The 26,890-nt window shown below is 42.9% G+C and carries 24 protein-coding genes; 14 read left to right on the forward strand and 10 right to left on the reverse strand.

Annotation, left to right across the window (positions count from 1 at the left end; all coding sequences use genetic code 11):
* Positions 1 to 31: 31 nt before the first annotated feature.
* Positions 32 to 2,728, reverse strand: coding sequence for a DEAD/DEAH box helicase (locus K1I43_RS08210; protein ID WP_193551715.1), 2,697 nt, complete (start codon positions 2,726 to 2,728; stop codon positions 32 to 34).
* Complete coding sequence (locus K1I43_RS08215) at positions 2,728 to 4,368, reverse strand: hypothetical protein (RefSeq protein WP_220382640.1); 1,641 nt, start codon at positions 4,366 to 4,368, stop codon at positions 2,728 to 2,730. Before K1I43_RS08215 ends, K1I43_RS08210 begins: the two co-directional genes overlap by 1 nt.
* Before the next feature lie 142 nt (positions 4,369 to 4,510).
* Between K1I43_RS08215 and K1I43_RS08220 the strand changes: the two genes are divergently transcribed.
* Positions 4,511 to 4,930, forward strand: a complete 420-nt coding sequence (locus tag K1I43_RS08220) for a VanZ family protein (protein ID WP_220382641.1) — start codon at positions 4,511 to 4,513, stop codon at positions 4,928 to 4,930.
* A gap of 8 nt (positions 4,931 to 4,938) precedes the next feature.
* Here K1I43_RS08220 and K1I43_RS08225 read toward each other — a convergent pair whose 3' ends face one another.
* From K1I43_RS08225 to K1I43_RS08235, 3 genes are all read right to left on the reverse strand, one after another.
* Positions 4,939 to 5,991 carry a Fic family protein gene (locus K1I43_RS08225; RefSeq protein ID WP_136260153.1) on the reverse strand — a complete coding sequence of 351 codons (1,053 nt, stop codon included), beginning with the start codon at positions 5,989 to 5,991 and terminating at the stop codon, positions 4,939 to 4,941.
* Between the two features lie 96 nt (positions 5,992 to 6,087).
* A complete protein-coding gene (locus tag K1I43_RS08230) occupies positions 6,088 to 7,080 on the reverse strand; it encodes a Gfo/Idh/MocA family protein (RefSeq protein ID WP_136260154.1) in 993 nt (330 codons plus the stop codon).
* Positions 7,077 to 7,934 carry a CvfB family protein gene (locus K1I43_RS08235; RefSeq protein ID WP_136260155.1) on the reverse strand — a complete coding sequence of 286 codons (858 nt, stop codon included), beginning with the start codon at positions 7,932 to 7,934 and terminating at the stop codon, positions 7,077 to 7,079. The genes K1I43_RS08230 and K1I43_RS08235 overlap by 4 nt, the downstream gene beginning before the upstream one ends.
* 117 nt (positions 7,935 to 8,051) lie before the next feature.
* On the opposite strand from K1I43_RS08235, the gene K1I43_RS08240 reads away from it, so the two are divergent.
* A complete protein-coding gene (locus K1I43_RS08240; protein WP_304511229.1) occupies positions 8,052 to 9,182 on the forward strand; it encodes an SEC-C metal-binding domain-containing protein in 1,131 nt (376 codons plus the stop codon).
* A gap of 23 nt (positions 9,183 to 9,205) precedes the next feature.
* On the opposite strand, the gene K1I43_RS08245 is transcribed toward K1I43_RS08240, so the two are convergent.
* Positions 9,206 to 9,775 (reverse strand): hypothetical protein, encoded by a 570-nt coding sequence (locus K1I43_RS08245; protein ID WP_019418169.1) that lies wholly within the window; start codon positions 9,773 to 9,775, stop codon positions 9,206 to 9,208.
* A gap of 139 nt (positions 9,776 to 9,914) precedes the next feature.
* Here K1I43_RS08245 and K1I43_RS08250 point away from each other — a divergent pair, with 139 nt between their 5' ends.
* The 10 genes from K1I43_RS08250 (at position 9,915) to K1I43_RS08295 (ending at position 21,217) form a co-directional block, all read left to right on the forward strand.
* The gene (locus K1I43_RS08250; protein WP_019418168.1) at positions 9,915 to 10,649 is read left to right on the forward strand and encodes a WecB/TagA/CpsF family glycosyltransferase; all 735 of its coding nucleotides are present in this window, start codon (positions 9,915 to 9,917) and stop codon (positions 10,647 to 10,649) included.
* Complete coding sequence (locus K1I43_RS08255; RefSeq protein WP_136260157.1) at positions 10,646 to 12,178, forward strand: putative polysaccharide biosynthesis protein; 1,533 nt, start codon at positions 10,646 to 10,648, stop codon at positions 12,176 to 12,178. Before K1I43_RS08250 ends, K1I43_RS08255 begins: the two co-directional genes overlap by 4 nt.
* Positions 12,175 to 14,037: a DUF5693 family protein gene (locus K1I43_RS08260; RefSeq protein ID WP_240688409.1), complete on the forward strand. Its 1,863-nt coding sequence runs from the start codon at positions 12,175 to 12,177 to the stop codon at positions 14,035 to 14,037. The genes K1I43_RS08255 and K1I43_RS08260 overlap by 4 nt, the downstream gene beginning before the upstream one ends.
* Complete coding sequence (gene csaB / locus K1I43_RS08265) at positions 14,034 to 15,116, forward strand: polysaccharide pyruvyl transferase CsaB (RefSeq protein ID WP_240688405.1); 1,083 nt, start codon at positions 14,034 to 14,036, stop codon at positions 15,114 to 15,116. The genes K1I43_RS08260 and csaB overlap by 4 nt, the downstream gene beginning before the upstream one ends.
* A 94-nt stretch (positions 15,117 to 15,210) precedes the next feature.
* Positions 15,211 to 17,319, forward strand: coding sequence for a methyl-accepting chemotaxis protein (locus K1I43_RS08270; protein ID WP_136260160.1), 2,109 nt, complete (start codon positions 15,211 to 15,213; stop codon positions 17,317 to 17,319).
* A 90-nt stretch (positions 17,320 to 17,409) separates the two neighbouring features.
* Entirely contained in the window at positions 17,410 to 17,892 is a 483-nt protein-coding gene (locus K1I43_RS08275; RefSeq protein ID WP_009361876.1) for a competence protein ComK, read from the forward strand.
* A gap of 34 nt (positions 17,893 to 17,926) precedes the next feature.
* Positions 17,927 to 18,355, forward strand: coding sequence for a DUF1284 domain-containing protein (locus K1I43_RS08280; protein ID WP_026011771.1), 429 nt, complete (start codon positions 17,927 to 17,929; stop codon positions 18,353 to 18,355).
* A gap of 49 nt (positions 18,356 to 18,404) precedes the next feature.
* On the forward strand, positions 18,405 to 19,751 hold the full coding sequence (locus tag K1I43_RS08285) for an aspartate kinase (protein WP_009361874.1): 1,347 nt from the start codon (positions 18,405 to 18,407) through the stop codon (positions 19,749 to 19,751).
* Between the two features lie 60 nt (positions 19,752 to 19,811).
* The gene (locus K1I43_RS08290; RefSeq protein ID WP_019418163.1) at positions 19,812 to 20,714 is read left to right on the forward strand and encodes a processed acidic surface protein; all 903 of its coding nucleotides are present in this window, start codon (positions 19,812 to 19,814) and stop codon (positions 20,712 to 20,714) included.
* A complete protein-coding gene (locus K1I43_RS08295; protein WP_019418162.1) occupies positions 20,714 to 21,217 on the forward strand; it encodes a class D sortase in 504 nt (167 codons plus the stop codon). The genes K1I43_RS08290 and K1I43_RS08295 overlap by 1 nt, the downstream gene beginning before the upstream one ends.
* Here the strand turns inward: K1I43_RS08295 and K1I43_RS08300 are convergent.
* Entirely contained in the window at positions 21,214 to 21,621 is a 408-nt protein-coding gene (locus tag K1I43_RS08300; protein WP_009361871.1) for a YwpF-like family protein, read from the reverse strand. The two genes, K1I43_RS08295 and K1I43_RS08300, sit on opposite strands and share 4 nt — an antisense overlap.
* Positions 21,622 to 21,990: 369 nt before the next feature.
* Between K1I43_RS08300 and K1I43_RS08305 the strand changes: the two genes are divergently transcribed.
* Positions 21,991 to 22,296 carry a coiled-coil domain-containing protein gene (locus tag K1I43_RS08305; protein WP_035067528.1) on the forward strand — a complete coding sequence of 102 codons (306 nt, stop codon included), beginning with the start codon at positions 21,991 to 21,993 and terminating at the stop codon, positions 22,294 to 22,296.
* Between the two features lie 22 nt (positions 22,297 to 22,318).
* Here the strand turns inward: K1I43_RS08305 and K1I43_RS08310 are convergent, their stop codons facing one another.
* On the reverse strand, positions 22,319 to 22,735 hold the full coding sequence (locus K1I43_RS08310; RefSeq protein ID WP_238148389.1) for a helix-turn-helix domain-containing protein: 417 nt from the start codon (positions 22,733 to 22,735) through the stop codon (positions 22,319 to 22,321).
* Between the two features lie 188 nt (positions 22,736 to 22,923).
* Between K1I43_RS08310 and K1I43_RS08315 the strand changes: the two genes are divergently transcribed.
* Positions 22,924 to 23,373, forward strand: coding sequence for a hypothetical protein (locus K1I43_RS08315; protein ID WP_035067530.1), 450 nt, complete (start codon positions 22,924 to 22,926; stop codon positions 23,371 to 23,373).
* A 184-nt stretch (positions 23,374 to 23,557) separates the two neighbouring features.
* Here the strand turns inward: K1I43_RS08315 and K1I43_RS08320 are convergent, their stop codons facing one another.
* Positions 23,558 to 24,424: an accessory Sec system S-layer assembly protein gene (locus K1I43_RS08320; RefSeq protein WP_220382642.1), complete on the reverse strand. Its 867-nt coding sequence runs from the start codon at positions 24,422 to 24,424 to the stop codon at positions 23,558 to 23,560.
* A gap of 16 nt (positions 24,425 to 24,440) precedes the next feature.
* The gene (gene secA2, locus K1I43_RS08325) at positions 24,441 to 26,774 is read right to left on the reverse strand and encodes an accessory Sec system translocase SecA2 (RefSeq protein ID WP_220382643.1); all 2,334 of its coding nucleotides are present in this window, start codon (positions 26,772 to 26,774) and stop codon (positions 24,441 to 24,443) included.
* Between the last annotated feature and the right edge of the window lie 116 nt (positions 26,775 to 26,890).

Consider the following 26,890-nt stretch of genomic DNA (forward strand, 5'->3'; position numbering starts at 1 on the left):
CAACTTTCTTTTTTCTTTGCCATGTTTCACCTCATGAAAGCGTAAATAGTTCGCGCAGTTGTTCGTTGGACAGTTCGGTAATCCACGTGTCGCTTTGGATGAGCTGTTCGTTGAGTGCTTGTTTCATTTCAATCATTTCGTCAATTTTTTCTTCGACTGTTCCGGTTGTAATGAATTTATGCACGTGGACGAATTTCGTTTGCCCGATCCGATAGGCGCGGTCTGTCGCTTGATTTTCAACGGCTGGGTTCCACCAACGGTCGAAATGGATGACGTGATTTGCGGCCGTTAAGTTTAGCCCTGTGCCGCCTGCTTTGAGCGATAAAATGAATATATGAAACTGTCCATTTTGAAACTGCTCAATCATTTTGTCGCGCGTCTGTTTCGGTGTGCTTCCGTTTAAAAAGACGACCGTTTGTTTCAAATGTGTCGATAACACCTGTTGGATCATTTCACCCATTTGAATATATTGGGTGAAAATTAAACAGCTTTCTCCGTTTTCGCGAATTTGTTCGACAAGTTCAAGCAATTTTTCTAGTTTATGTGACCGTTCAACGACTTGTTTTGGATGCTCTTCTTTTAAATAAAGCGCAGGGTGATCGCATAGTTGTTTTAAATTGTTTAACATTTGTAAAATAATCCCGCGCCGCGCAAAGCCGTCCACTTGTTCGAGTTTTTCGAGCGACTGTTGCACAATTTGTTCATATAATGAAGCTTGCTCGACGGTTAGCGGACAATATTCTTTTTGTTCTAGTTTATCTGGCAAATCAAGCGCAATGCGTTCGTCTGTTTTTGTTCGGCGCAGTAAAAACGGGCGAATCAAGTTTTGTAGTTTTTCTGTTGCTTGCTGATCGCCATTTTTTTCAATCGGCGTCGCAAAACGGCGTTGAAATTCTGTTTGTGAGCCTAAGTAGCCCGGATTTAAAAAGTGGAAAATGCTCCAAAGCTCGTTTAACCGGTTTTCAATCGGTGTCCCGGTAAGCGCGATTTTATGGCGCCCTTTCAGCTTGCGAATGGCGCGCGCTTGCTTCGTTTGGGCGTTTTTTATGTTTTGTGCTTCATCTAAACAAATGACGTCCCAGTCGATGACGGCTAAGTCATCAAAATCTAAATGCGCCAAGCTATATGATGTAATGACGAGGTCGTAGCTTTTTACTTTTTCGGCAAACGCATCGCCGTGTTCGCGATTTGACCCGTGATGGACGTAAACGTTTAAAGACGGAACGAATTGCTTACATTCTTTTTGCCAGTTGCCGATGACGCTCGTCGGACAAATGAGCAAGGCAGGCGCATGTCGTTTCTCATTTTCTTTCACATATGCAAAATAGGCGAGCATTTGTATCGTTTTCCCAAGCCCCATATCATCAGCTAAACAGCCGCCAAAGCCGAACTGGCGCAAAAAGACGAGCCAATCGACCCCGCGTTGTTGATATGGGCGCAACGTGCCGTGAAACGTTTTTGGCACGGGGACGGTCGGGATATGGTCGATATGTTTTAATTTTTGAATAAGCGATGTAAACGAAAGGTTCAGTTCAATGTCAATTGGATCTTCATCGTCCTCTTGTTTTATTTGTTGGTTGGCAAGTGTTTGCGCGAGTACGTCGCGAATGGATAGCCCTTCTTTTTTTGCTTGTTTCATTAGCGTTTGAACGCGTTGAATAAGCGCAGGGTCGAGCTGTACCCATTGATCGCGAATGCGCACAAGGCGACGTTTTTGAGCCACGAGCTCTGCAAATTGCTGTTCTGTCAATTCGACATCGTTTGTGGCGATGCGCCAATCGAAATCGAGGAGCGCATTTAATCCAAATATCGATGTCGAGGATGATTTCACGCGAGCTTTTACCCGAAGCTTTGTTTGTTTGACAACTTCCCACCATGACGGCACAATGACGCGGACGCCTGCTTCGGCGAGTTCAATGGTGGCTTCGACTAAAAAGCGCCACGCTTCTTCTTCGTTTAGTTCGTTGCGCAACTCCCCGTTTTTGCTCAGCCACGGAACGATCGTTTGCCACCGTTGTTGTGCCCGTTCGACGTGACTAGCGTACGCTTGCCAAGCGCGCGGCATCGTTCCGTCATAAACGGTTATTTTGTCTGTTTTCGTATCGATGAAGACGGTGTCGAGCGGCCACGCTTCATCGTCTTCGTTTGGTTCACGTAAACGAATCGCAACGACAAAAGGTGGACGGTTTTGATCCCAACCGATTTCCGTTAACCAATCGTGCTCGTCCATCAATGGCGCAGCGTCGCTTGTCAGAAGCGGATACGTTTTTACGATTTGTTCCCACGTTTCTTTTAGTTCGATGTCAGATTGAATCCAGCCGTTTATCGCTTCTGAGCGCCACATGGCAACGAACGGATGGTTTTCTTCTGTTCCTTTCCAGCCGAACTGTCCTTTTTTCCATGCTTCAAAATCAGGCATAAACTGTTTTTGTTCGATATGTGTAATGATTTGTTTGGCCCACGCTTGAAATTGTTTACTTTGTTCATCCCATATGATTTCGATCAGCCCGTTTGTGGATGGATAAGCGAAAAACGTGAGCGCTTCCCACGGGGAAAGGAGAACGCCGATATGTGTTCCAATCGTTTCGATTGGAGCAAATGTGCCATAAAACGTTTCTTCGTGCCAACAAAAGACGAAGTCTCTCCAATTGCTTGGATGCGCATCGTCGCTATAAATGAAAAATTGTTTTTGTTCATCAAGCCAACGGCTTTGCAGTTCCAGTTGCATCATATGAATTTCCCTTTCCGTAATAAATCTTGAAAGGCACGCAATCGCTTTGTTTGCTCAGCGAGTTTTGTAATATATGCTTCCCAGCGAGGCATTTGTTTTAAGGCACGGTAATGAGCCCGTAGTTTTCGTACATGTTTGATCGCTTGTTCGTATGCGCTCCGATTTTTTTGTTCGATGTAGTACATAATCGTTTGATGATAAAGCGTGAGAACGAGCGAACGATCCGCTTGTTCAACGGATTTTAAATGATATGTTGGAATCATATCGACGGTTGCTTTTTCAAGCATATATAATTCGATGAGCTCTTTCCATTTTTGTTCATCGAATAAGTAGTCGATGTACATATAAAAACTATACGGAAGAAGCTTTTGAAGAAGCTGTTCATATCGTTCTGTTTCGTCGCTTTTTGTTGCGATGCTGTATTGATGATAAGCAGATAATACGGTGCGAACAAACCAATCGCGATCGTTCATACGAAGTGAATGTAAGTATGATTCCATATTTTTTTCAAGCCGATAAAACCACTCCGCCCCACGATGCATTTGCTTTTTCGCAAACGATATATGCATAAAATTGACGATCTGTTCCGTCGCTAAGTATGGAAACGGTTCAATGAGTTCAAAAGCTTGCTGATCGTTTTCAAGCAAAAACGATACATATGAAGCGGCAGCGATAAATGGGATTTGTTGTTCGACGCTTCCTTTCTCATTTAATTGTTTTATCGCCCAGTTGCATTCTTCTTCGCGATATGTCGGATCGGTCAATACATCATTCCCTATCGTTTCGTATACATCTAATATTTGTCTAAAGTACGTTAATTCGCCCGACAATATGTTTCGAACGTACGGAATCGAAGCATATATGAGTTGTTCGTGCATCGCTGTACTCGTTTTTTTCGCTAAATCTTTGATCGCTTGTTGTACTTTTGGGACAAACTGAGTGACATGTCGCTCTTGCATGATGGCGGAGTAGCCCCACTCCTGTTGTGGAATATGAACAAGTTTCACAAATGTAAATAAGGCGGCATGGACATAATAAAAATGATCTAAAAACGGTGCTTTTGATTTTGGACGTTCGAATGTCGGAAAAAAAGATTGAACGAGCTTGCGCATATGTTCTTCCTCTGTGAGATCGTAAAGAAACATGCGATCATATCGTTCTTCAAACGATTGCCACCACGCATCAACGATATTCGTTTTCGTCATATGTTCTATATTTGATGGAGTGTTTGTGACCTTTTGTTTTTCCTCGCTTACCGCCTGTTTTTCCGTGCTTCCTGTCAGTTTTTGTTTTGTATTTGGCTCTTTCCATTGCCGAATGAAATTTCCGACTACATCAATTTGATTGTACGCATATAAAAATAACGCAATATTGTGCGGACATAACCCGACTGTTGTGCAAGAACAAGACGAGCTGGCTGCTTGTTTCAGTTGAAAAGAAGGTTCATACGTTTGACCGCGGTCTGTCACCTTCCCTTTTAATATATCCTCCTCAACTGTTACGTTATATACATGTCCTGTGCGATACAGTTGCCATGCTCGTTTAATGACGTCGCTATGTTTGTTGTAGGGTAAAAGTTTCATGAGACGTTGAGCTGCTTTTGTCATCACTTCTTGCGATAACATCGTCTGTAACATACGAAAGCCCCTTTTTCATATCAATTTGCCCTTATTTTAGCATGTGTGTTTGTTGTTTACAAATGAAGCAAATCAATCGTACAAAAGGGATGAAAATAGTAAAATGGTGTGTAGATGTTGATATGTAGAAAGGGTTTGAACAATGACACAAACAAATCGCTTCATATGGTGGGGACTTGTGTTTATATGGTGTGGGCTTATTTACTATTTTACAGAGTCTCCGCTATTTACTGGAGAGCAAACGGCGCAATGGATTCGCCATTGGTTGAATTATTTTGGAATTGAAACGAACCGTCCTGTGAGCGATGGGGTGTTTTCGTGGAATTTTATCGTTCGCAAATGTGCGCATATGACAGTGTTTGGAACGTTTGCGTTTCTTGTATGGAGAGCAACAGCGTCTTATCGTTTCGCATGGTTATTCACACTTTTTTGTGCCATCTTTGACGAATGGCATCAATCGTTTCAGCCGAAACGAACGGCCTTATTCTCTGACGTCATCATCGATATGATTGGGGCAACGGTTGTTTTATGGATCGTTTGGAAAGCGAATAAGCGAGCATAGTCGCTCGCTTATTCGTTCATTTTTTTCCACTTCGCACCTCTCCCTTTACCGATTGGTGTAATTTTCTTCGCTTCCTTTAATTCATTTAAGACGCGATTAATCGTTGCTTCGCTAATATCAGGACAAGCGTGGCGAATCTCTTCCTTTGTAAAATACCCAACTTTTCCTTCAATAAAATCTTGAATGCGTTTTCGTTTGTTTCCGCGACTTGTCTCTATATAGCCAACACGTTCTTCAAGTTTTTTATATGCGGCAACAATGATCGATAAGAAATAATGCAGCCAAGGGAAAATGTCGTTTTTCCCTTCATGCCAATGGATTGATGAGCGCTTTAGCACGTCGTAATATGTTTCTTTACTTTCCTCAATGAGTGTCTCCATACTAATATAACGACCGACTTCATATCCGGATTTGTATAGTAAAAGAAGAGTTAATAAACGTGACATCCGTCCATTGCCGTCGTGAAATGGATGAATGCAAAGGAAATCTAAAATGAAGGTGGCAATTGCAATTAATGGATGTACGTCACTTTTTTGAACTGTATGTTGAAAAGTCATGCAAAGAAGGCGCATATGTTCATCGGTTTGGAAAGCTGGTACAGGAATAAAACGGATAAACTTTTCACCATTCGGGAGCGTTTCACTTATATAGTTATCTTGATTTTTCCACTCTCCACCTTGCGAAGGAACATACTCGTATAAATTACGATGCAGTTGTTTAATGATAGAAGGGGATAGCGGAATGGCGTCGTATGATGCGTGGATCAGTTTTAACACATTTCGGTATCCGGCAATCTCCCCTTCCGATCGATCCATCGGTAACGTTTGTTCAGCCATAATGCTTTTAAGTCGTTTATCTGTAATGATGATTCCTTCAATCGCATTTGATGATTTTGTGGATTGAATGATTGCTACATTTTTCAGCGTTTCGAGTATTTGAGGAGATTGCTTTTTGTATAAGTCTTGTTTCCCTTTGTATTCATCAATTTTTGTAAGTAGTTGAATCGTTTCCATGGAGTATGGGAGATGTTTCAATAGCTCGTAATTGTATATGCGCATCATATCACCTCTTTTATAAATGATTACGTTTAATTATAACATAATGAACTCATTTTTATAAAAATATACTCATTACATAAAAAAAGAGAACGTTTCGTTTTAAACGAAACGTTCGTCCGCAGGAAAGACGATGCCTGTTTGTTTTCTTGCTTCTTCCATAATTTTCATCGTCACAAGCGAGTGAGCGTGTGAATTGATTGTTGATTCTTTTTCTCCTCGTTCGATGAGCGTCATAAATTCAAGTGCCTCGTAGTACATTGGCTCATGCGGTTGCGGAACGCTTATTTCTTCGCTTTGTCCGTTGCGGTAATGAATATGTACGCGCGTTGGCGTATGGATCGTGTCAATGACGATCGTTCCTTCTTCCCCTTGAATTTCGGCAGGAGTATAAGAGTTTGCGATTTTAGAATACATGACAACCGCATCCATATCACCGTAATCGAGTATGATGCTTCCTTCACCATCCACGCCGGACGATAAGCGAATGCTATGCGCTTGAATCGACTTCGGTTCACCAAATAACACAACGAGCGGGTATAAACAATACACGCCAAGATCCATTAATGCGCCACTTGAAAAGGCAGGATGAAAGGCGTTGGCGATCGTTCCTTGTTTAAACGCATCGTAGCGCGAAGAGTATTGGCAATAACTTGCGACGTAACGACGGATGCGCCCGATTTTCGGCAAATGATGTTGAATCGCTTGAAAGTTCGGTAAGCACGTTGTTTTCATCGCTTCCATTAGCACGACATCGTTTTTTCTTGCTGTTTCGATCATCGCTTCTACTTCTTTGACGTTAGAAGCGAGCGGCTTTTCACATATGACATGTTTGCCGTGATTCATCAGTATCATCGCTTGTTCAGCATGAAAAGCGTTTGGGCTTGCGATATATACGGCATCAATATCGTCGCTTGCGGCAAGTTCGTGTAAATCAGTGAACGTTTGCGTAGCGCCTGTTTTTTCGGCGAAAGCATCCGCCGTTTCTTTTTGACGAGAATATACAGCTTGTAAATGAAATGAAGGGACTTGTTTGGCGGCGCGAATAAACGCCTCTGTAATCCAGTTTGTTCCGATTGTCGCAAAGCGAATCATTCATTTTCTCTCCCTTTGATATATGTCCAACCATCTTGTTGGTACACTTTATTTTCTTTCATTAATCGTCCGAGCGCTCGTTTAAAGGCAGCTTTACTCATATGAAAGCGCGCTTGTATATCTTCGGCATCGCTTTTGTCGCCATACGGCATCGCCCCACCGCGACTTTCCAAATAACGATAAATCGTTTCAGCATCCGTTTGTAAGCTTTCTTGTTTACGAGGAAGGAGTGAGACGTTTATCGTTCCGTCTTCTTTTACAGCGATGACGCGTCCTTCCACTAGTTCCCCAAGGCGCGGTTCCCGTCTTCTTTGCGATTCGTGAATAAATCCGAGATAGCCAACGTCTGTGATGAGGAAAGAGCCTGCTTTAATGAGACGATAAATGCGCCCGCGCACGTTTGTATTAAATGCAGAAGTGGGTGCTGGAACGCTTATTTGTTTCATCGTCTCTTCATCAGCCAATTTGGCGAGCAGTCGCCCACGTTTATCTACTTGGAGTGAACAGTACAGTTGATCTCCTTTTTCAGGCCAAAGCGTCGGAAGCGACGGTAAGTCATCGATCGACAATAATATATCTTTTTCAATACCGATATGAACGAAAACGCCTAATTGTGGCACAACATCGACCACTTCCACCCAACCGTATGACGATGTCGTAATGAGCGGTTTTTTCATCGTCGCGCGCATGCGTCCGTCGTGATCGTGATATAAAAATATACAAACGTCCTCTCCGATTTGCAGTTCGCCTTCACATTGGCTTTCGTGAAGCAACGCCGTTTCTTTTCCGTTTGTGACGATGTAGCCGAACGGTTTTTGTTCTTTTACTTTCCATGTAACGATTTGTCCAATCATGTATCTCTTCCTTTTTGCATAAATTGTTTATTTTTTTATTCTACACGATTTACATGCAGGAAACAAAGGATGTATCCGTGGTACAATATAAGGAAAGAAAAACAGATTGAGGTGAAAATGATGAATAAAGTCGCGCGAAATGCGGTATGTCCGTGCGGAAGTGGGAAAAAGTATAAACATTGCTGCGGGAATAATGTCATTTCCATTCATAAACTTGTCGATCAAGAAATAGAGCAGCATATGCACGATTTCATTCGCTATGCTGCTTTTGAACATGAGTCATTTTTATATCAACATACAAAAGCATATATCCATCCAAAAGAACGAGATGAAGACGCTCTGATGATTTTCCGATTTTTTATTAGCACGTGGGTGATGTTTTTTAAAAAAGATATGCGCGGCATGACCATTCTCGATTACTACTTAAGCACGATTCGTAAACATCACGTCCGTCCGTCTGTATTGTCTATTTTGACGTCTTGGAAAGAAGCGTTTCCGTCATTTGTGCAAATCGATCATATAGACGGTTCGTTTGCATTCGGAATAGATCTTGTCACAGGTGAAACGAAGCAAATCAAATGTTTAGATCAACATATCGATTACGATCTGGAAGTTGGACAAGTGATAACAGGCATTTTTGTTCCACATGGGCAATATACTGCTTGTTTTTCAACATTTTTCCCGATGCCTCTTGTGTTATCGGACGCTGTAAAACATGTAGTGCAAGAGCATTGGGAGCAATGCAACAAAGACCGTAGACAATGGATAGAGCAATATCCATATATTTTTCAACAGTCGTTAACGATTCCGCTGATTGATACGAACGAGTTGTCACCGAAACATCAAGAAGTATTAACAATACTTGAACAAAAAGCAAACATTGGCGATCGAAGCGTTCTTGATACCGCACGTATCATATGGCGCCAATATTGTCGTGCGAAAAACCCGAACATTCGGAAACCGGAAGTGTATGCGGCTGCGTTGCATTACCTTCTTATCGAAACCATTTTTCAGGAAGAATGGATGTCGCAAAAACAACTTGCACAAATGTACGGCATATCCACAAGCACGCTTTCTAGGCGCATTGATGATTTGTATCACGCTCTTGAAGATTTAGATTTCATTTTGGAAGAAGAGATCGACGAACTAGCCGAAGCGGTTGAGGGAGATGAAGACTGGGACGAGTGGGATGATGAGGATTGGGACGATGATATATTCGAAGTATGTGAAGATTGCGATGAAGAATAAAGGGAGCGCGCAGGCTCCCTTTTTTATATGAGCTCAATGCCTTCTAAAATCATGCTAGCGAAAAAGCCGCTGATATGATGAAGCGCTTCAAGTACGGCTTTCGGATCGGCGTGAAAAAAGTCTTTCATCATCGGTTGATTTTGTTCATGAATGAAGGCGAAAATGAAATCCGTTTTGATGCGATTGCTTAGTAACAGCGGACAATAGCTTAGTTCTAGCTTTCTTTTTATATTTTCTTCGCCTTGTGCGTTGTTAAAATGTTTCCAATACACGTCACGCAATGTTGGCAATTGTTCTTGAATTTTTTTATGCGCATCCGTTAGCCAAGCTTGTACAGCTTCTGCAGGTGGAAATTTTTTATTTAATAAAATCAGTTCAAATATTTTTTGCAGGGCAAAACTCGATTCCGTAGCAAAGGCGACATTCGTTAACAGCAAATTCACATATTCTTCTTCATTTTTCGTTTCTAAACGCATGTTCATTAAAATTTCTAATATTTCCGAGTGTACTTTCGTTTTTGTCCAGTCTTTTGTCAGTTGTTGTACAAGTGCCATGACTGTCCGATTGACTGTGTCATTTGTCCATTGTTCCATCGTGTACACAATCCTTTCTTTTGCGTGTATGTATACCATTAGTTTACCAATGTTATGTCGAAGAAGAAATAGTCAATGGCATAGTCATGTGATATCATTAATAATGTTGTCGAACAATTGAGTTGAAGGAGCGTTTTGTATGTCGTTTCAAACGATTCATATACTTGGAGTTCCGTTTGTGCGCGCAACGATGGATGACATGGTTGCCGTCGTTCATGAGCGCGTCAAACAACAAAAGCCGTGCTTTATCGTCACGGCCAATCCTGAAATTGTAATGAAAGCGAAAGAAGAAGCGTCATATATGGCAACGATTCAACAAGCAGATTATGTCGTTGCCGATGGGATTGGAGTTGTCAAAGCGGCCGAGCTGCTCGGCACACCTTTGCCTGAGCGTGTCGCTGGTTACGATTTATTATGTCGATGCTTGCAGCTTGCAAATGAATACGCATATCGCGTATATATGATTGGCGCAAAAGAGGAAGTTGTACAAGCAGCTGCGCAACATATTCGTCACCATTATCCAAACGTTCGTTTAGTCGGGGTACGCAACGGCTACTTTGATTGGAATGACAAGACGATTGTCGAAGAAGTGAAACAAGCAGAGCCCGACTTCGTTTTCGTTGCATTAGGAATGGGGAAACAAGAGCAATGGATTGCGGAACATATAGAAACGGTAGGACGAGGTGTATGGATGGGAGTTGGCGGAAGTTTTGATGTGCTTGCTGGGGTGGTCAAGCGCGCCCCTGAACTATGGATTCGTCTTCATTTAGAGTGGCTATATCGTTTATTGAAGCAGCCGACGCGGGCGAAACGAATGTTAGCGTTGCCGCGGTTTGCGTGGACAATTTTAAAGCAAAAGGTTGTCGGAAAATGAGCCAGTCATTTGTTAAAGGGACGATCATTTTAACGGTTGGGACGATCATTTCAAAAGTGCTTGGCAGCATTTTTCGCATTCCATTGCAAAATATTGCAGGAGATAAAGTGCTTGGCATTTTTAGTCTCGTTTATCCACTCTATATGGTTGCGTTAATTTTATCTGTTGCTGGAATTCCGATTGCCGTATCGAAGCTCATTTCAGAAGCGCGCGCTCGGCAAAAAGAAGACGAGGTGGCGCGACTTGTCCAAACCGCAAGCTTATTGGCGTTTAGTTTCGGCGTGCTTAGTTTTTCACTACTTGCAGGCGGTTCGTCTTGGATTGCGAAGGCGCTTGGTGGCCCAGAAGCGCGATTTGCGATCGTTGTCGTTTCCACGACGCTTCTCATCTCACCGTATATGGCGGTATATCGCGGGTTTTTCCAAGGTCTCGAAAATATGAAGCCGACGGCTGCTTCACAAGTGCTCGAACAGTTTGTCCGGGTGGCGTTCATTTTACTTGTTGCTTTTTATATGGTCCAAGCTGCATATCGCGATGATATCGTTGCGGGGGGGATTATGATCGGCTCGCCGCTTGGTGCCCTAGCAAGTCTCATCTATTTACGTGTATTGTATGCTCGTTCTCCTCATCGCCCGAAGCGCGTGAAACTTTCGCGCACGCAATGGGTACAGACAAGCAAAACGATTTTAAAGCTATCTATCCCGATTGCGCTTGGGGCACTTGCGATGCCATTTTTAAATTTAGTTGATTCGCTTTCTGTTCCGATCGCTCTTCGTTGGTACGGAGCAGCTGAGGGCGAAACGAGCTATTTATTTGGATTGTATAGCCGCGGGACAGCGCTCGTCCAAATTGCGACGGTGTTTTCATCATCGCTTGTGCTGCCGCTTATTCCTCTATTAAGTAAACAAATGGCCAAAGGGGAAACGACACAAGCGCAGCAAACAGTTCAAAAATCGTTTGAACTATCCCATTTTTTATCGTGGCCTATGGCAGCCGGTTTAGCTGGCTTAACCGTTCCTTTAAACATCGCTTTATTTACAAATCATGAAGGAAGCCTCACGATGGCAGTCGTGCTAGCAAGTTCGGTGTTTACGTCGCTTGCTTTGCTTGGAACAGGCATTTTGCAAGGGATTGGCGAGTCAAAACGTGCGGCGGTCATCATTTTAATCGGCTGTATCGTGAAATGGGGAACAAACATCTTATTTGTTTCGATATACGGCTTAATTGGTGCAGGGATATCGACCGTATTTACGTATGTGTTTATTACATGGGCGAATCATGTTGCTATTCGTCGGCGCATATCGCTTCCGTTTTGGAGCCGAAAAGTCGTCGTATATGTTGCTGCTTCTGTGATGATGGGAGTCGGTTTATTTTTCATTTCTCCAACATGGGGACGACTTGCCTCTTTCGGTTATGTGACAGCTGCGACTGTCGCAGGCGGTTTATTTTACCTTGGGGTTGTGTTAGCGCTCGGTGGTGTGACGCTTCAACAGTTTCGCCAATGGTTGAATCAAACGAAGAAGGGATGAATGATGTGAAAAAGTGGTTGTTATTCATGATGGCCATTTCGCTTCTCCTTGTTGCTCCAGCGATTGGAAAAAGGCATGAAACAGAGTGGAACAATCGAACGTATGAAATGATCATGCCATACGATGAAGTGGAAGCGTGGCTACAAGAAGACGAACAACAAGTATGGAAGAAACTAAAAGAAGCGGGGCTAACAACGGTCAGCGTTGAGGCAGAAACGCTTGATTCACTTGAAAAATCAGGGCGTGTGTTGTTATTCAGAATGGGGGAATGGAAACAAGCGCTTGCATTAGCAAATGAACACGTTGTGACGCCAGCGCGTGGCATCGTCGTTTATCCACTCGACGATACGTTTCCGACTGTTACATCTTTACAAGCGACATTTGCCGATGACGTTAAAGCAATTCAAGTGAATGGAAAAACGTACTATATGATTGAAGGGAATGCGAAAAAAATCGAGCGCGTTCCACTTGGATATGATGAAACGAAAATTTCTGACCTAATCACACGTGGTTTCATGGTCGTGCTTCGTATTCCAGATGCGCGCGATATGAATGAAGCGAGTGTACGTGTCCTTCAACAAGTCAACACGTTAAAAAACGAACATATATCGAAACTGTTACCGACAGGTGAAGAAGTTGCCGGTTATCCGTCTGATGTTGAAAAATGGGGAAAAAGATGGAACGAAGCAGGATATGCGTTGTTGTCAACGGAGTTTTATGAGGCGAAAGGATTGACGACATTAGCGAAAGCGATGAATGTGCATGTCGTTCGTTTGCATAGTTTAAATTTAGAACAACGTAAACCAAATGAAGCAGTAGATGTGGCGGTTCGCGCAGTAAAAGAACGAAATATTCGCGCCTTATTTGTTCGTCCGTACACATCATCTGATGAGAAGGAAAATATGGAAAAAACGGTGGCGGTGATGAAACAAATTGTTCAACATATGCCAAATCACTATATGCTCGGCAAAAGTGAACCGTTCGCACCGATTGAACGTTCACAGATGGCGACGATCGGATTTATTGTCGGAGCAGCTGCTTTCGTGTTTCTCGCCGTTCACTCTCTCGTGTCACCGATCATTGCACGGCTTGCGGCAGGAGGAGTGTTCGTTTTAGGTATTGCCGGTACGGTGTTAGCCATTGATTTTGCATTGAAAGCACTCGCTTTGCTTATCGCCATCGTCACTCCAATATATGCAGCGAAGCCTTCTTCTGTCCGAGAAGGGTGGCGTGGAACGTTTATCGCATACGGACGTGCGATAGCTATTTCATTTATCGGAATAAGCTGGATTGTGACGATGCTGTACGGAAATGAGTATATGGCTTATGTCGGTGAAGGATTTCGCGGGGTAAAACTCGTTTACGTCGTACCGCTAGCGGCGATGATGTTACTTGTATTGCCTTCACTCATCCAACAGCCACTTTTGGCGTTTTTGAAAAAGCTATGGAAGCAACCGATTACGATTGGACACGTCGTGCTTAGCATGTTCATTCTTGCTCTGCTGGCATATTACGTTTTACGCTCTGGTAATACCGGAACGGCAAGCACGTTTGAACTTATGTTTAGACAAAAACTTGAAGAGTGGTTATACGTACGTCCGCGCACAAAAGAGTTTTTGCTCGGTTTTCCAGCGTACTTGCTTGCGTTATTTGTCATAAATAAGCAAAAGAAGCTAGGAGCGATTCTCCTTGTCGTCGGAACGATCGGATGGCTATCGATGATCAATACATTTACACATTTGCATATTCCACTATTTATTTCGTTTATTCGCACGATATATAGTCTTGGGCTTGGATTCATCGTCGGTATCGTGCTGATTTACGCATATGAGTGGGCATGGAAAAAGGTGATACGATGAACATAGTGTTATCTGGATATTACGGTTTTCATAACGTCGGTGATGAAGCGATTTTATATGCGATCATTCAAGCGCTTCGTGCGCATGATCCGAACGTGCAAGTGACTGTGCTTTCTAACGATCCGGCTTTTACAGAAAAAACGTATGGTGTTCAGGCTGTGAATCGTTGGCGAATCGGTGACATCGTTCAAGCCCTTCGCCATAGTGACGGCTTAATTAGCGGCGGGGGAAGTTTGCTTCAAGATCAAACAGGATGGCGTAGCATTCCGTACTATACAGCCATTATGCAAATCGCCAAATGGTTAGGTAAACCAGTCATAGTTTATGCGCAAGGAATGGGTCCTGTCAACAAAAAGCAAAACCAATGGCTCATGAAATGGACGCTCAATCAAGTTGATCGTCTAACGGTGCGCGATGAGCCGTCGGCACAACTATTAAAAACGTTAGGTATCAAAAAGCCGATCACCGTCGTGCCTGATCCGGTCATGGCGCTGAAGCCGTCGACAACACCAACCGTTTGGTGGCAACAACAATCGTTTACACGTCCTGTCATTGCTGTTTCCGTTCGCGATTGGGCGCGCGGTCGTTATTTCGAAAGAAAATTGGCAACGGCGCTCGACCGTTCCGTTCAAGCAGGTTTTGATGTTGTATTTATCCCGATGCACGGACATCACGATGATGAAACGTCGCGACGTGTGTTAGCAATGATGAAAGAGCATGCGGTGGTTGCTCCTTATGACGCAAGCATTGAAGAAAAAATGGCGATGATTGCAAGCGCGCACTTGCTTGTTGGGATGCGCTTGCACGCATTAATTTTTGCCGCGGTCGGTCATACGCCGTTTATCGCTTTATCGTACGATCCGAAAATTGATGCGTTTGCAAACCAAGCGAATCAACCGGTGTTCGCTCACGTGGAAGATGATAGCTGGGACGGCGAAGCACTATTTTCTTATATTCAACAATGTATGAATAAACGAGAAGAGCGAAAAGAAGCGATGATTCGCGCCGTTGCACCGCTTCAACAAACGGCCGAGCAAACGGCAGGAGAGGCGCTCGCTTTGTTCCGAAAGAAAAAATAGGTCTAATGACCTATTTTTTATTTTTGTTATATAATTTTTATGAATCGTCTGATAAAATAGAAAACAATATGTACAGATTGTTTTCGTAAGGAGCGTGGATGCGCCGATGTTTACGTTAGGAAAAAAGCTATTGAATCGCTTGCCTTTTAGTAAAAAATTTATGTTGCTTGCGACAATTTTTATGTTTACTCTTTTTTCAATTAGCGTCTTGTACGTTCGGTTATTGACTGATAAGGCAACGCTACTTGAAAAAGAAAAGCAAGGAGTGGCATATATTGCGCCGATGATTGATGCGATGTACGGCATACAAAAACATCGCGAATATACGACGACCGTTCTTCTTGGACATGGAAAAGAGGACAAAGTAGCAGAGGCGCAAGCGATGTTGAAAAAATCAATACAAACATTACAAAGTGTACATAAAGAGCAAAAAGCGAACTTTATTGAGGACGAGAAATGGAAGCAGCTATTGCAGCAAATGCAAGATGTGCAAGACAAATGGAAAATGTACACGGCAAGCGAGGCGGTGAAGCGTCATAACGCCCTTGTCTACGATTTGCATCAATTGTTGCTTCATGTAGCTAGCCGTTCGCACGTATCGCTTGATAACGATATGAACAATCATTATTTAGCCCGTTTATTTGTTGAGCATGTGCCATTTCTTACGGAAACGATCGGAGGGGCGCAGTCGTTTGCGGCGGAGTTGACGTTAAAAAGCGAATTGTATGAAATCGAACGTTCAAAAATGACGTATTGGGTAAACGGATTAGAAACGGCGATGCAAACGATCAGCCGTGCAACGACTCCTCTTTTCGTTGACGATGAAAAGATGCGCAAAAAAGTACAACAATATAACGACATCATTTCAACGGATTTATTAAGCATTTCCAGCTTATTTCAACGCGAATTTTTGCAAACGAATCGCATTTCGTTAACATCGGTTGAATTATATGAAAAAACGAATCATGCGCATGAACAGCTATATAAGTTGGCTCGCTTTTCACTACATGCGTTTCAAACGCATTTAGATGGTGAGTATCGGGCGGTGACCGTTGAAAAATGGCTGACGATCGGCTTAGGGGCGTTCGCTGTATCGGTCGTTATATACTTGTTTATCGCTTTTTACATGGCGGTGCGTGAACAAATTGCAGCGATTGAGCAGGCAAGCAAACAAGCAGCAAGTGGGGATTTAACGGTGCAAATGTCCGTCTCGTCAAACGACGAATTTGCTCATATTGCCCAATCGTTTCAATCGCTCGTTGCTTCATTCCGTTCGATGATTAGTGCAAACCAACAATTGACGTATGACGTATCGGCATCCGCCCATGAGCTGACCGCGATTACTGAAGAAGCGGCACAAGCGATGGAACAAGTCGGTGCGACGATGGAAGAAGTCGCTGTTGGATCGAGCAAGCAGCGGGTATGGGCGCAACAAAATGTCGAAGCCGTTCATACGCTTGTCGACGATACAAACTACATTTTATCTCGTTCACAACAGGCGGCTGAAGCGGCACGGGCGATGACGCGCGAAGCCGAAAAAGGAACAGCGGCCATGGATAAAATGATTGATCAAATGAAGACGATGAGCCATTTTATTACGCAATCGAGCGAATGGATTCAAGCGTTGCATCAACGCTCTGCTGACATTGCTCAAATGGCGACGATGATTACGAACATTGCTGAACAAACGAATTTACTTGCGTTAAATGCTGCGATTGAAGCAGCGCGTGCAGGCGAGCATGGGCGTGGCTTTGCCGTTGTCGCCGACGAAGTAAGAAAGCTTGCGGAACAATCGTCTTTATCAGCGAAGCAAATACGCGAACTATTGCAAGAAGTGCAAACAGATACGTCACAATCGGTGGAAGCGATGCAACATGTGCAACAACAGTCCGAAAAAAGCATGGCGATCGCACACGAAGCGGACGAAACGTTTAACCGCATTCAACAAACGACAAATCATGTCATGACACAAATGGACGATGTCGCCCAAAAAATTGCCGTCATGACGAACGCGTTTGATGAACTGGCGATGACGATGAAAGAGACAGAAACGATCGCTCAAGAAGCAGAACAGCAAACACAAACAGTGGCAGCTGCTCATGAACAATTGCTTTCTGCCGTTCAAGAAATTGCCGCAAACGTGCAAACGTTAAGCGACAAGGCGCAACATTTAGCCGAAAAAGGAAAGCAATTTACCGTTTAGTCCCGGACGTTTCTCCGGGATTTTTTATTGTTAAAATTATGAAAATTCATTATAATAAAGGCGAACGTATATTTGTGAGGGGGATTTCGGATGGAACGGATGGAAGAGTATATTATTATGGAAGAAACAGCTGCGCTCGTGCCGCAATATGATGAATACGGCCGGCTCGGCACAATCGTTTATGAGCTGTATAACACGTACAAAGTGGACCAGTCGCCGAAACAAATTATGCAACAAAGCTGCCGTTACTATGGAAGCACGTATGAAGGAAAAGTAGAAGCCGCAAAACATATTCTCGGCATTCGGCAAATGGCTCCCGTCTCCGTTTGTGAAGCGCTTCGACTGTACTTCTTTCCAACATGTTCTCCTGACAGCGATCGATGCATATGGATCGCCCAATCTCACATCAAGATGATACAACCACACGAGAAAAAGAAAACGAAAGTCATTTTAAAAAATAAAAAAGAATTAATTGTTGATATACAAAAAGGGACGATGGAAGGAAAAATGCATAAAACCGCGATGTTGATTTTCATTTTACAACAAAGAATAGTGAATAACTATGAAAAGTAGTGTATAATATTTCGAGAGAGAAAAGGGGGAAATGATGAGGACGTTACGAGGACATCATTTATTATGTGTACACGGGTTTCAAGGAATGGGCTATAGTGAGTCGTTCGTCAAAAAAATGAGCGAAATCGTTTCCGACATACGAAATGATGAATACGATTTTCCGATTCGCGTCATCGCTGCTCTCGATGAAGCATGTGATGCATGCCCGCATCACGGGGGAAACCGCTGTGAAGCAGATGAAGCGTCGAACGATCATGTGTTGGCGATGGATCGGCGTGTCATTCATCATTTGCAACTTGAAGAAGGAGCTGTATATATGAAATCTGAGCTCATCGAACGGACGAAACAAATGGTTGAACCAGACGATTTAGACATGCTTTGTGCAGGATGTTCATGGCTATCGTATGGCGTTTGTAAAGACGGAATTCGTAAATTGAAAAATTTTTCTGACAAAAACAAATAAAGATGTGCTATGATTATGAAATAAATATAGAAAGAAAGGGTTATTGCATATGAAAGTCGCAAAATTCGGAGGAAGTTCTGTTGCAAATGCAGCGCAATTTCAAAAAGTAGCAAACATCGTCACATCAGATGAAGCGCGCAAATTTGTCGTCGTCTCTGCGCCGGGGAAACGGTTTAAAGACGACACAAAAATGACAGATTTGTTAATTACACTTGCTAAAAAAGTAATAGAAAATGACATATACGAAGGGGTGCTCGCCCAAGTCGTTGCGCGCTATGATGAAATTGTAACGGATTTACAGTTGTCGCGCGACATTTTAGATGTCATTTCTGCCCATTTACAACAATTGATTGATACGTATCATCATCAGCCTGAACGTTTACTCGATGCGTTAAAAGCGAGTGGGGAAGATAACAACGCAAAACTGATGGCGCATTATCTCCGCCAGCTCGGATATGAGGCGCATTACGTCAGTCCGAAAGAAGCGGGCATTTTCGTCACAGACGAACCAGGCAATGCTCAAGTGCTGCCTGAGTCATACGAACAACTCGCGAAATTAAATGAAAGAAGCGGCATTTTAATTATTCCAGGCTTTTTCGGCTATTCTCGCTCAGGTCATATCGTCACATTCCCGCGCGGCGGTTCGGATATTACAGGTTCGATCGTGGCGGCGGGTGTTGGAGCGGAGCTGTATGAAAACTTTACAGACGTTGATTCCATTTATTGCGTCAATCCGTCGATTGTGGAACATCCATGCCAGCTAAAAGAGTTGACGTATCGTGAAATGCGCGAATTGTCGTACGCTGGATTTTCCGTCTTTCACGATGAAGCGCTTGAACCTGTGTATCGCCGTGGCATTCCAGTATGTGTGAAAAATACAAACAATCCGGAAGCGCCAGGAACGATGATCGTCGCAACGAGAGACCATCGTGACCGCCCTGTCGCAGGCATCGCTAGCGATAAAGGATTTTGCAGCATTAACGTCAGCAAATATTTAATGAACCGCGAAATCGGATTTGGACGCCGTTTGTTGCAAATTTTAGAAGACGAAGGCATTTCATATGAACATACGCCATCAGGCATTGATAACATGTCTGTCATTTTACGCGAAGAACAACTCGCTGGCGACGTCGAGCGACGCGTATTAGATCGCATTGTAAACGAATTGCGTGTCGATGAAGTGTCGATCGAACGGGATTTAGCGCTCATTATGGTCGTCGGGGAAGGAATGGAGCGCAGCGTCGGTATTGCCGCAAAAGCAACAGCTGCTTTTGCCCGTGCCAACGTCAACATCGAAATGATTAACCAAGGTTCATCGGAAGTGAGCATGATGTTTGGCGTGAAAGCCGATGCAGTAGAAAAAGCGGTGCGTGCACTATATGAAGTATATTTCTAATCGTATAAAAATGGAATAATCGAACAAAATAACCATAGCACATATAAGGGAGGAAAAAAGATGCGCGTGCTATGGTTATTTCTTTTTTTATTCGCCACACCTGTGCAAGCAGCAACATATGAAGAAGAAGTAAAACAGTATGTACAAGACATCGGATGGACGATGGAAGATTTGACGCGTTACTTAGCGAAATGGAATATGACGATTTACGATTTTTCTTCGCTTCATGCGTTAAAAAAACAGCTAGGCACCCCAATCACGCCTGAACGTCTCGATGCGTTGCTTTTGCGGCATAACATGACGAAAGAAGAAGCGGAAGCACTTCTCGGACAGTTCGGTGAACAAATACAACATTATACGTTTGTTGAACATTTAGATTATGCGTTATCGTTTTACCGCGACCGTTACGATACGATGCAAGCGATGACCGATCTGTTAGCGACGGTTGGGTTGACAGAAGAAGAAATTCGCCGTTTATTTGAACGCACCCCTCCGTCTGCGAAACAAGCGCTTGAACGTCTCGATGAACAAATGCAAACGCTCGTGCTGCGCGACCCGTCTATGCCGCTAACAAAACAAGAGCGGGAAACGGTTCTCAACTTCTGGAATGAATGGCTCTCACTTTATCAGCTTCAAGCGAAAGTATATGAAGTAAACGAACGAGGACGAACACCGATTTCGTTTGAACAGTTTCAGACGGTCGCTGCCCCTGTTGTCATGGAATGGTATGATAAAAAAGGAAATTTTGTTGCGGATGTGTACATTCCGCGCGAACGAATGAATGAAAGTGCATGGATTGATGTAAGCGAGCAACTGGCGCATATCGGAAAGATGGCGCTCGATTTAGAAAGCGGCTTGCTCGTTGCGCGCATGCCAAAAACAGCTTCTTCGTACGGAATGAACATGATCATTGGCCTCGGTTTCTTGTTAGCAAGTTTCGTACTATGGAGGAAAGGATTGTGATGCGGGTTATTGCCATTGCCTTTTTTCTTTTTGGGGCATCTTTCATTTGGGCCAATGCGCTCGGTTGGCATCAGGCGTATGAAGCGGTGCAACAAAGCGAGCAACCGCCCGTCCAACAAGAAGGTGCGATTGGAACGCTTTTCATTCCGAAACTAAACATATATATGCCGATTTATGAAGGCATGAAACAATTGGACAAGGGCGTCGCATACGATGAGCGAAGCGCGCTTCCGGGAGAGGGGAATCATACCATTTTGGCAGGGCATCGGGATACGGTATTTCGTCAGCTCGGTGACATTCAATTAGGTGATGAACTGATCGTACGGACGAACGACAAAACGTGGACATATGTCGTGCAACATATTCGCATCGTTCGTCCTGACGATCAAACGGTGCTCGTTCCAAAAGCGCATCCGACGTTGACGTTAATTACATGTTACCCGTTTCGCTGGATCGGGGATGCTCCGAACCGATATGTCGTCGTGGCAAAACAAAAGCGCTAGCCTCTTTTTGTATGCATTTGTTGTTTAAATTGTTGCAGAAGCGTTTCACCGTGCAAGCCGCGTTGGACTAAATCTTCTAACACGACTTCAGCTAAATTGGATCGTTTGACAATCGTCGCATCCATTAATACGCTCATTCGCTCTCCCATCATCGTCACCGAACGAACGGTGGCGTGAATATGGGCGGGATCGTTTGTTGTTCTCGAAATGGTGACGAGTGCATCAAACGTCGTTCCGCTTTCTTTTAACGATGTAAATAGCTCACGATATGTTTGATCCATATATGCTTCGACAAGCCACCTTTTATTTTCATCTTCTTTATTAATCATTAAACCGTCAATGAGCGGAATGTTTTGTTTTTGCTCATGTAATAATGTGAGGGAAACGAGCTTAAATGTTTTCACAAAACCACCTCGCAACAGTAGTTATTTCCATTATATCATATGAACAACAGACAACAAAAAAAGAAAAGAAAAAGTGAAAATTGAATTTTCAAGCACTTTTTTCGCGAAAAAAGCCGAAAAAAGTGGCAAAAAACGAAAAAAACAGGTTGAAAATTAAAAAATCGAAATTTTACATCTTTTTTGTCATCTCGTATGATATGAATCGAGGAGGTGATAGAAAGATTCCTCTCATTTCCTTCCAAAATGCATCCTCTATCTGCTCCCTCACAGTTTGGCTAGCCCCCTTGCTAGCCTCTTTTTTTCAATTGACCGTCTATGAGGGGAGTGATATGCTAGAGGGTGAAACGAACAGAAAGGGGTGAATAAAAAGTGGAGGGCCAAATTTTACAAGCTGTAAAAGAATTGCTGCATGAAGTGCGTGAAATGCGAACAGAAATGGAAAGTTTGAAACAAGAGATGCGCGCAGAGATGGAGAGCTTCAAACAAGAAATGCGTGCAGAAATGGAAAGTTTCAAACAAGAAATACGAGAAGAAATAAAAGAGCTGCATGTGCGCATCGGAAAGTTAGAAACAAAAGTGGACAAGCTGCACGATAAATTTGAATTGCATGCGCAAAAACAATGGCAAACAGAAGCTGACGTGTATCGGTTAAAAAAATTAATTGGCATTGAATAAAGGGCAAAAAACGCCCCTTTTTTTATTTCAATGCTTCAATCATTTCATCAATGATTTTTATGACTACTTCTTCTACTCGTTTTCGCTTATGGGAAGGCAATGACTGCAATGCATATAGCCGCTTTGCGAGCTCACGCTGTTCATTCATATAACGAATAAGCGCAAGTCGTTCTTCATCCATCTCATTCGTTCCGTATGCGAGTTTGACTTCTTGCAATCGTTGTTCATCTGTCGGATGTTTGCCAAGTAAAAAATCGACGCTCACACGAAACAAATCGCTCATGTCAATGATCGATTTCAAATCAGGAAGCACTTCACCGTTTTCCCATTTGCTCACTTTTGAACGAGATACGTTTAACCGTTGCGCCAGTTGCTCTTGCGTCCAATGGTTCGCTTTACGCAAACGTTTAATTTGTTCGCTCATATGTTGTAGCATCATCTTCCACCAAATTCCCTTTTTCTTTTTACAATAGAAGAAGAATAGGGGATGTTTTGTTCTTTTTATGAACAAAATAACAAAATGTTCTAAAATAGAACAAAAATCGACAGGATCTTTGTCGAAAAAAGTTGATTGAATATTCATAAAATGTAAAAATATACATTGGAAAAACTTGAAGGAGAGGATGAATTGTGAATATTTATTTTTCAAATTTCATTGTTCATCAAACAAAAAGAGGAGGGAAAATGTGTGAGGTACTCATTAAAGAGAAACCGTATCCTCCTTTTCACGAGTCGCGAACAATTGAACCCATTCACTTTTCTGATTCACTTCAGTTTATTTCACCGATTGAAAAGTTGCCGCTTGAACCGATTCGTTACCGCATGATTACATGTACAACAAAAGACGACTTGTTTTTGTTTTTTAAAACGATAGATGATCAATTAATGATTGTCATGACGTTTTTGTTTGGAAAAGGGAAACTGCAAATATGCGTCAAACGTTGGAATGACCTCGAGAAGCGTTACATCCCCGCATCGATGAATGACCTCACAGCTGCTGAAGAACGAGCGATCTTATGTACAGTCCGCTCAGTTTCCATTCGTTCTGGGCAGAAAATTCGCTATTGTTTATTTTAATTTCATGTAAAAAATGAAAGAGGGGGAAAAATTTATACCAAAAAAACGAAAAATATATTTGTGAAACATAAAAAATGATGCTAAAATATAACTGTAGTACTATTTCCTTCTGTTTACGATAGAGAGCGGTTGGTGGCCAGAGGCAAAGAAAAAGAGCTGATGAACAACATCAGCTCTTTTTCTTTTACTGTGGAATGTAGGCACGCCATGTGGAAAAGTCAAATTCGTCTTTTTGTAAAAGTGATTTTGGAAAGATAAATGTCCATGGCTTACCTGTGTTTGCTTTTACTTCTAACTGTAACGTAAACGCTCCGCGTGCGACCACATCGCCCGATGCATCTTCGACGATTAAAGGTATTTGCTCAAACGTAATGTTTTTATCACTACCGTTACGAATGAGTAGGGTTACGACTAAATTCCCTTCGTTGTTGATAAGTGCTTGTAACCCCATGACGTTTACCTCTCCTTGCTTTGGTGGAGTAAGGGAGCGCACGAGTTGCTCAAGTTTTTGCTTGTCTTCTTCTTTTAAATGCTGCTGCCAACTTTCTTCTAAATCTAATTGGTGTGGCTTCTTTAACTCAAACGCTAATTTCCATCCCGTTTCAGGAATGTTTTCTGTATATAAGTCACTTGTTGTAAATACAAATCGCCACGGACGGCTACTTTTTGGTGGAATATCGCCGAGCTCATTCATTGGAAATACTTTTTTTCCAAGCACTTTTCCGTCTGGCCCAATGAGCAATAACGGCATATGGTCAAAACGAATAGGTTGATCTAAACTGTTGCGGACAAACGCCGTAACAACGTAATGGTCGTCTTCCTTTTTCCATTCTACACCGGATAACGACACTTGATTTTTTTTCAACGGCGGCAATTCGTTATTGATGTATTGGAAATAATATTTTTGTTCGGTCGTTAACGACATCATTGGGTGAATGGATAATGTCGTATGCACGTCTTCATCTTGTTGTTCATCTGCTCCGTCAAATAACTGACCAGCTTGAACGGTACTATCTTCCCCTTGTTTTTTCTTTTTGAAAAATGGAAACATTGTTCCATCTCCTTTCTTATTGTGAGATGAGCTGGGCAAGTTGTTGGGAAACATCTTTTTCTAATCGGTGATACATAGCTGTAAAGAGCTCCAACCCTTCTTTTGCATATTGGCGCATCGGATCTTCTTGTCCGTAATAGCGCAACCCAATTCCTTCTTTTAATAACTCCATTGCTTCTAAATGTTTTGTCCAGTGGAAATCGATGAGTGAAAGCATGGCACGTTTTAACGCCTGTTGATGTTCTTCTGTATATTGTAACGTTTCGAGGCGTCTTTTCCATGCCGAAATCGCTTGTTGTACGATCACTTCTACTTCTTTTCGTTCCACTATTCCTGTGAACGTCACTTGTTCATTTGTCACAAGGTGAATCGTTTCAGCGAGACGAGCGAGATCCCATTGTTCTGGAATTGTATCTTCTGGGCAAGTATAAGCGATTTCTCTTTCAAGAAATGCAGGAACCATACTTGCGACAATAGCGACGATATCCTCTTGTTCGAGCACGCGATTGCGGAGGGCATAAATCGTTCGACGTTGCTCGTTTAGTACATCGTCCAGCTTTAAGTTATATTCTCGCACAGAGAAATTGCTTCCTTCACAAATGCGCTGAACACGGTTGACAAATTCATGCACGTCTTTGTTTAATACTTCGCCGTCTTCGTTGACTTGCAATGATTTTTTCATTTTTTCTAGCTCTTCTTTTGCGAAGCGACGGAACATGTCGTCTTCAAGCGAAATGAAAAATTGCGAGCGTCCCGGATCACCTTGGCGGCCTGCGCGTCCTTTTAATTGATTATCAATGCGTCGGCTTTCATGGCGTTCGGTACCGAGGACGTACAATCCGCCAAGCTCTGCCACTCCTTCGCCGAGCATAATATCTGTTCCGCGTCCCGCCATATTTGTCGCAATTGTAATTTGTCCTTTTTGACCGGCGCGAGAAATGAGTTCAACTTCTTGTTCGACGCTTTTGGCGTTTAACAATTGAAACGGCAACCCTTCTTCTGCTAAATATTGCGCCACTTTTTCCGACTGTAAAATGGATGTCGTTCCGATCAGCATCGGTTGTCCTGTTGCATGAACGCGTTTCGCTTCTTTGGCGACCGCTTTATATTTCGCTTCGACTGTCGCAAAGACACGATCTGGAAAGTCTTGACGAATGACAGGGCGGTTTGTTGGAATTTGGATGACATCCATTCCATACAACGTTTGAAACTCTTTTTCTTCTGTTTTCGCTGTTCCTGTCATCCCTGATAAAATCGGATAAAGGCGGAAATAGTTTTGAATCGTAATGGATGCTTGAATTTTATTTTCTTCCGTTAACTCCAATCCTTCTTTTGCTTCAATCGCTTGATGAAGCCCGTTACTTAAACTGCGCCCTTCCATTGGACGACCAGTGAACATGTCGATTAACAACACTTTCCCGTCTTTCACGATATAGTCGACATCGCGCGTAAACATCACATATGCGCGCAACGCTTGAATGACGTAATGGTACAACACTTGATGTTCAAGATCATATAAGTTGTCGATGCCGAATCCTTTTTCAATTTTTTCAATGCCTCGTTCTGTTAAATTCACTGTTTTCGTTTCTTCGTCGTATTCGTAATCTTCATCGCGGACGAAATGTTTCACGATGCGTGCGCATAAATAGCTTAACTCCGAGCTGACCCCTGTTTTCCCTGCGATAATGAGAGGGGTTTTCGCTTCATCAATTAATACGCTATCGACTTCATCGATAATCGCATAATGAAATGGGCGTTGGACACGATCAGCGACACTGTATGCCATATGATCGCGTAAATAGTCGAAGCCAAACTCATTGCCGACACCGTATGTAATATCGGCTTGATATGCGGCTTGTTTTTCTTCTGGCGACATGTGTGGCAAGTTTAGACCGACCGTGAGCCCTAAAAACTCGTGAATTTTTCCGATTAGTTCACGGTCGCGGCGAGCTAAGTAGTCGTTTACTGTAATGACATGCACCCCTTTTCCTTCAAGGGCGCGCAAATAACTTGGGGCGGAAGCGACAAGTGTTTTCCCTTCCCCTGTTGCCATCTCTGCAATATTTCCTTCCGCAAGCACAAGCCCGCCGATGAGTTGCACGTCAAAATGACGCATGCCAAGCACGCGTTTCGACGCTTCGCGAACAGTCGCAAACGCTTCGACTTGTATATCAAATACCGTTTCGCCATTTTGTAAACGACGTTTGAACTCCTCTGTTTTTGCTTTCAATTGTTCATCCGTCATTTTTTCAAACTCTAACTCCAGCTCATTGATACGCGAAACCGTTTTATAATAGTTTTTTAATTTCCGTTCATCGCTGTTGACTAACTTTTTTATGTAAGATAGCATCGGAACCTTCTCCTTCGTTGTAAATCGAATCGTTTCAACGTACAGTATACCATTGTTCCCAAAATGTTTCACGACCCGGAAAATATTTCTTTACTTTTTTGTGCTTGGGTGATATT

The sequence above is a fragment of the Anoxybacillus sp. ST70 genome, assembly GCF_019553625.1.
Classification (GTDB): Bacteria; Bacillota; Bacilli; order Bacillales; family Anoxybacillaceae; genus Anoxybacillus; species Anoxybacillus gonensis.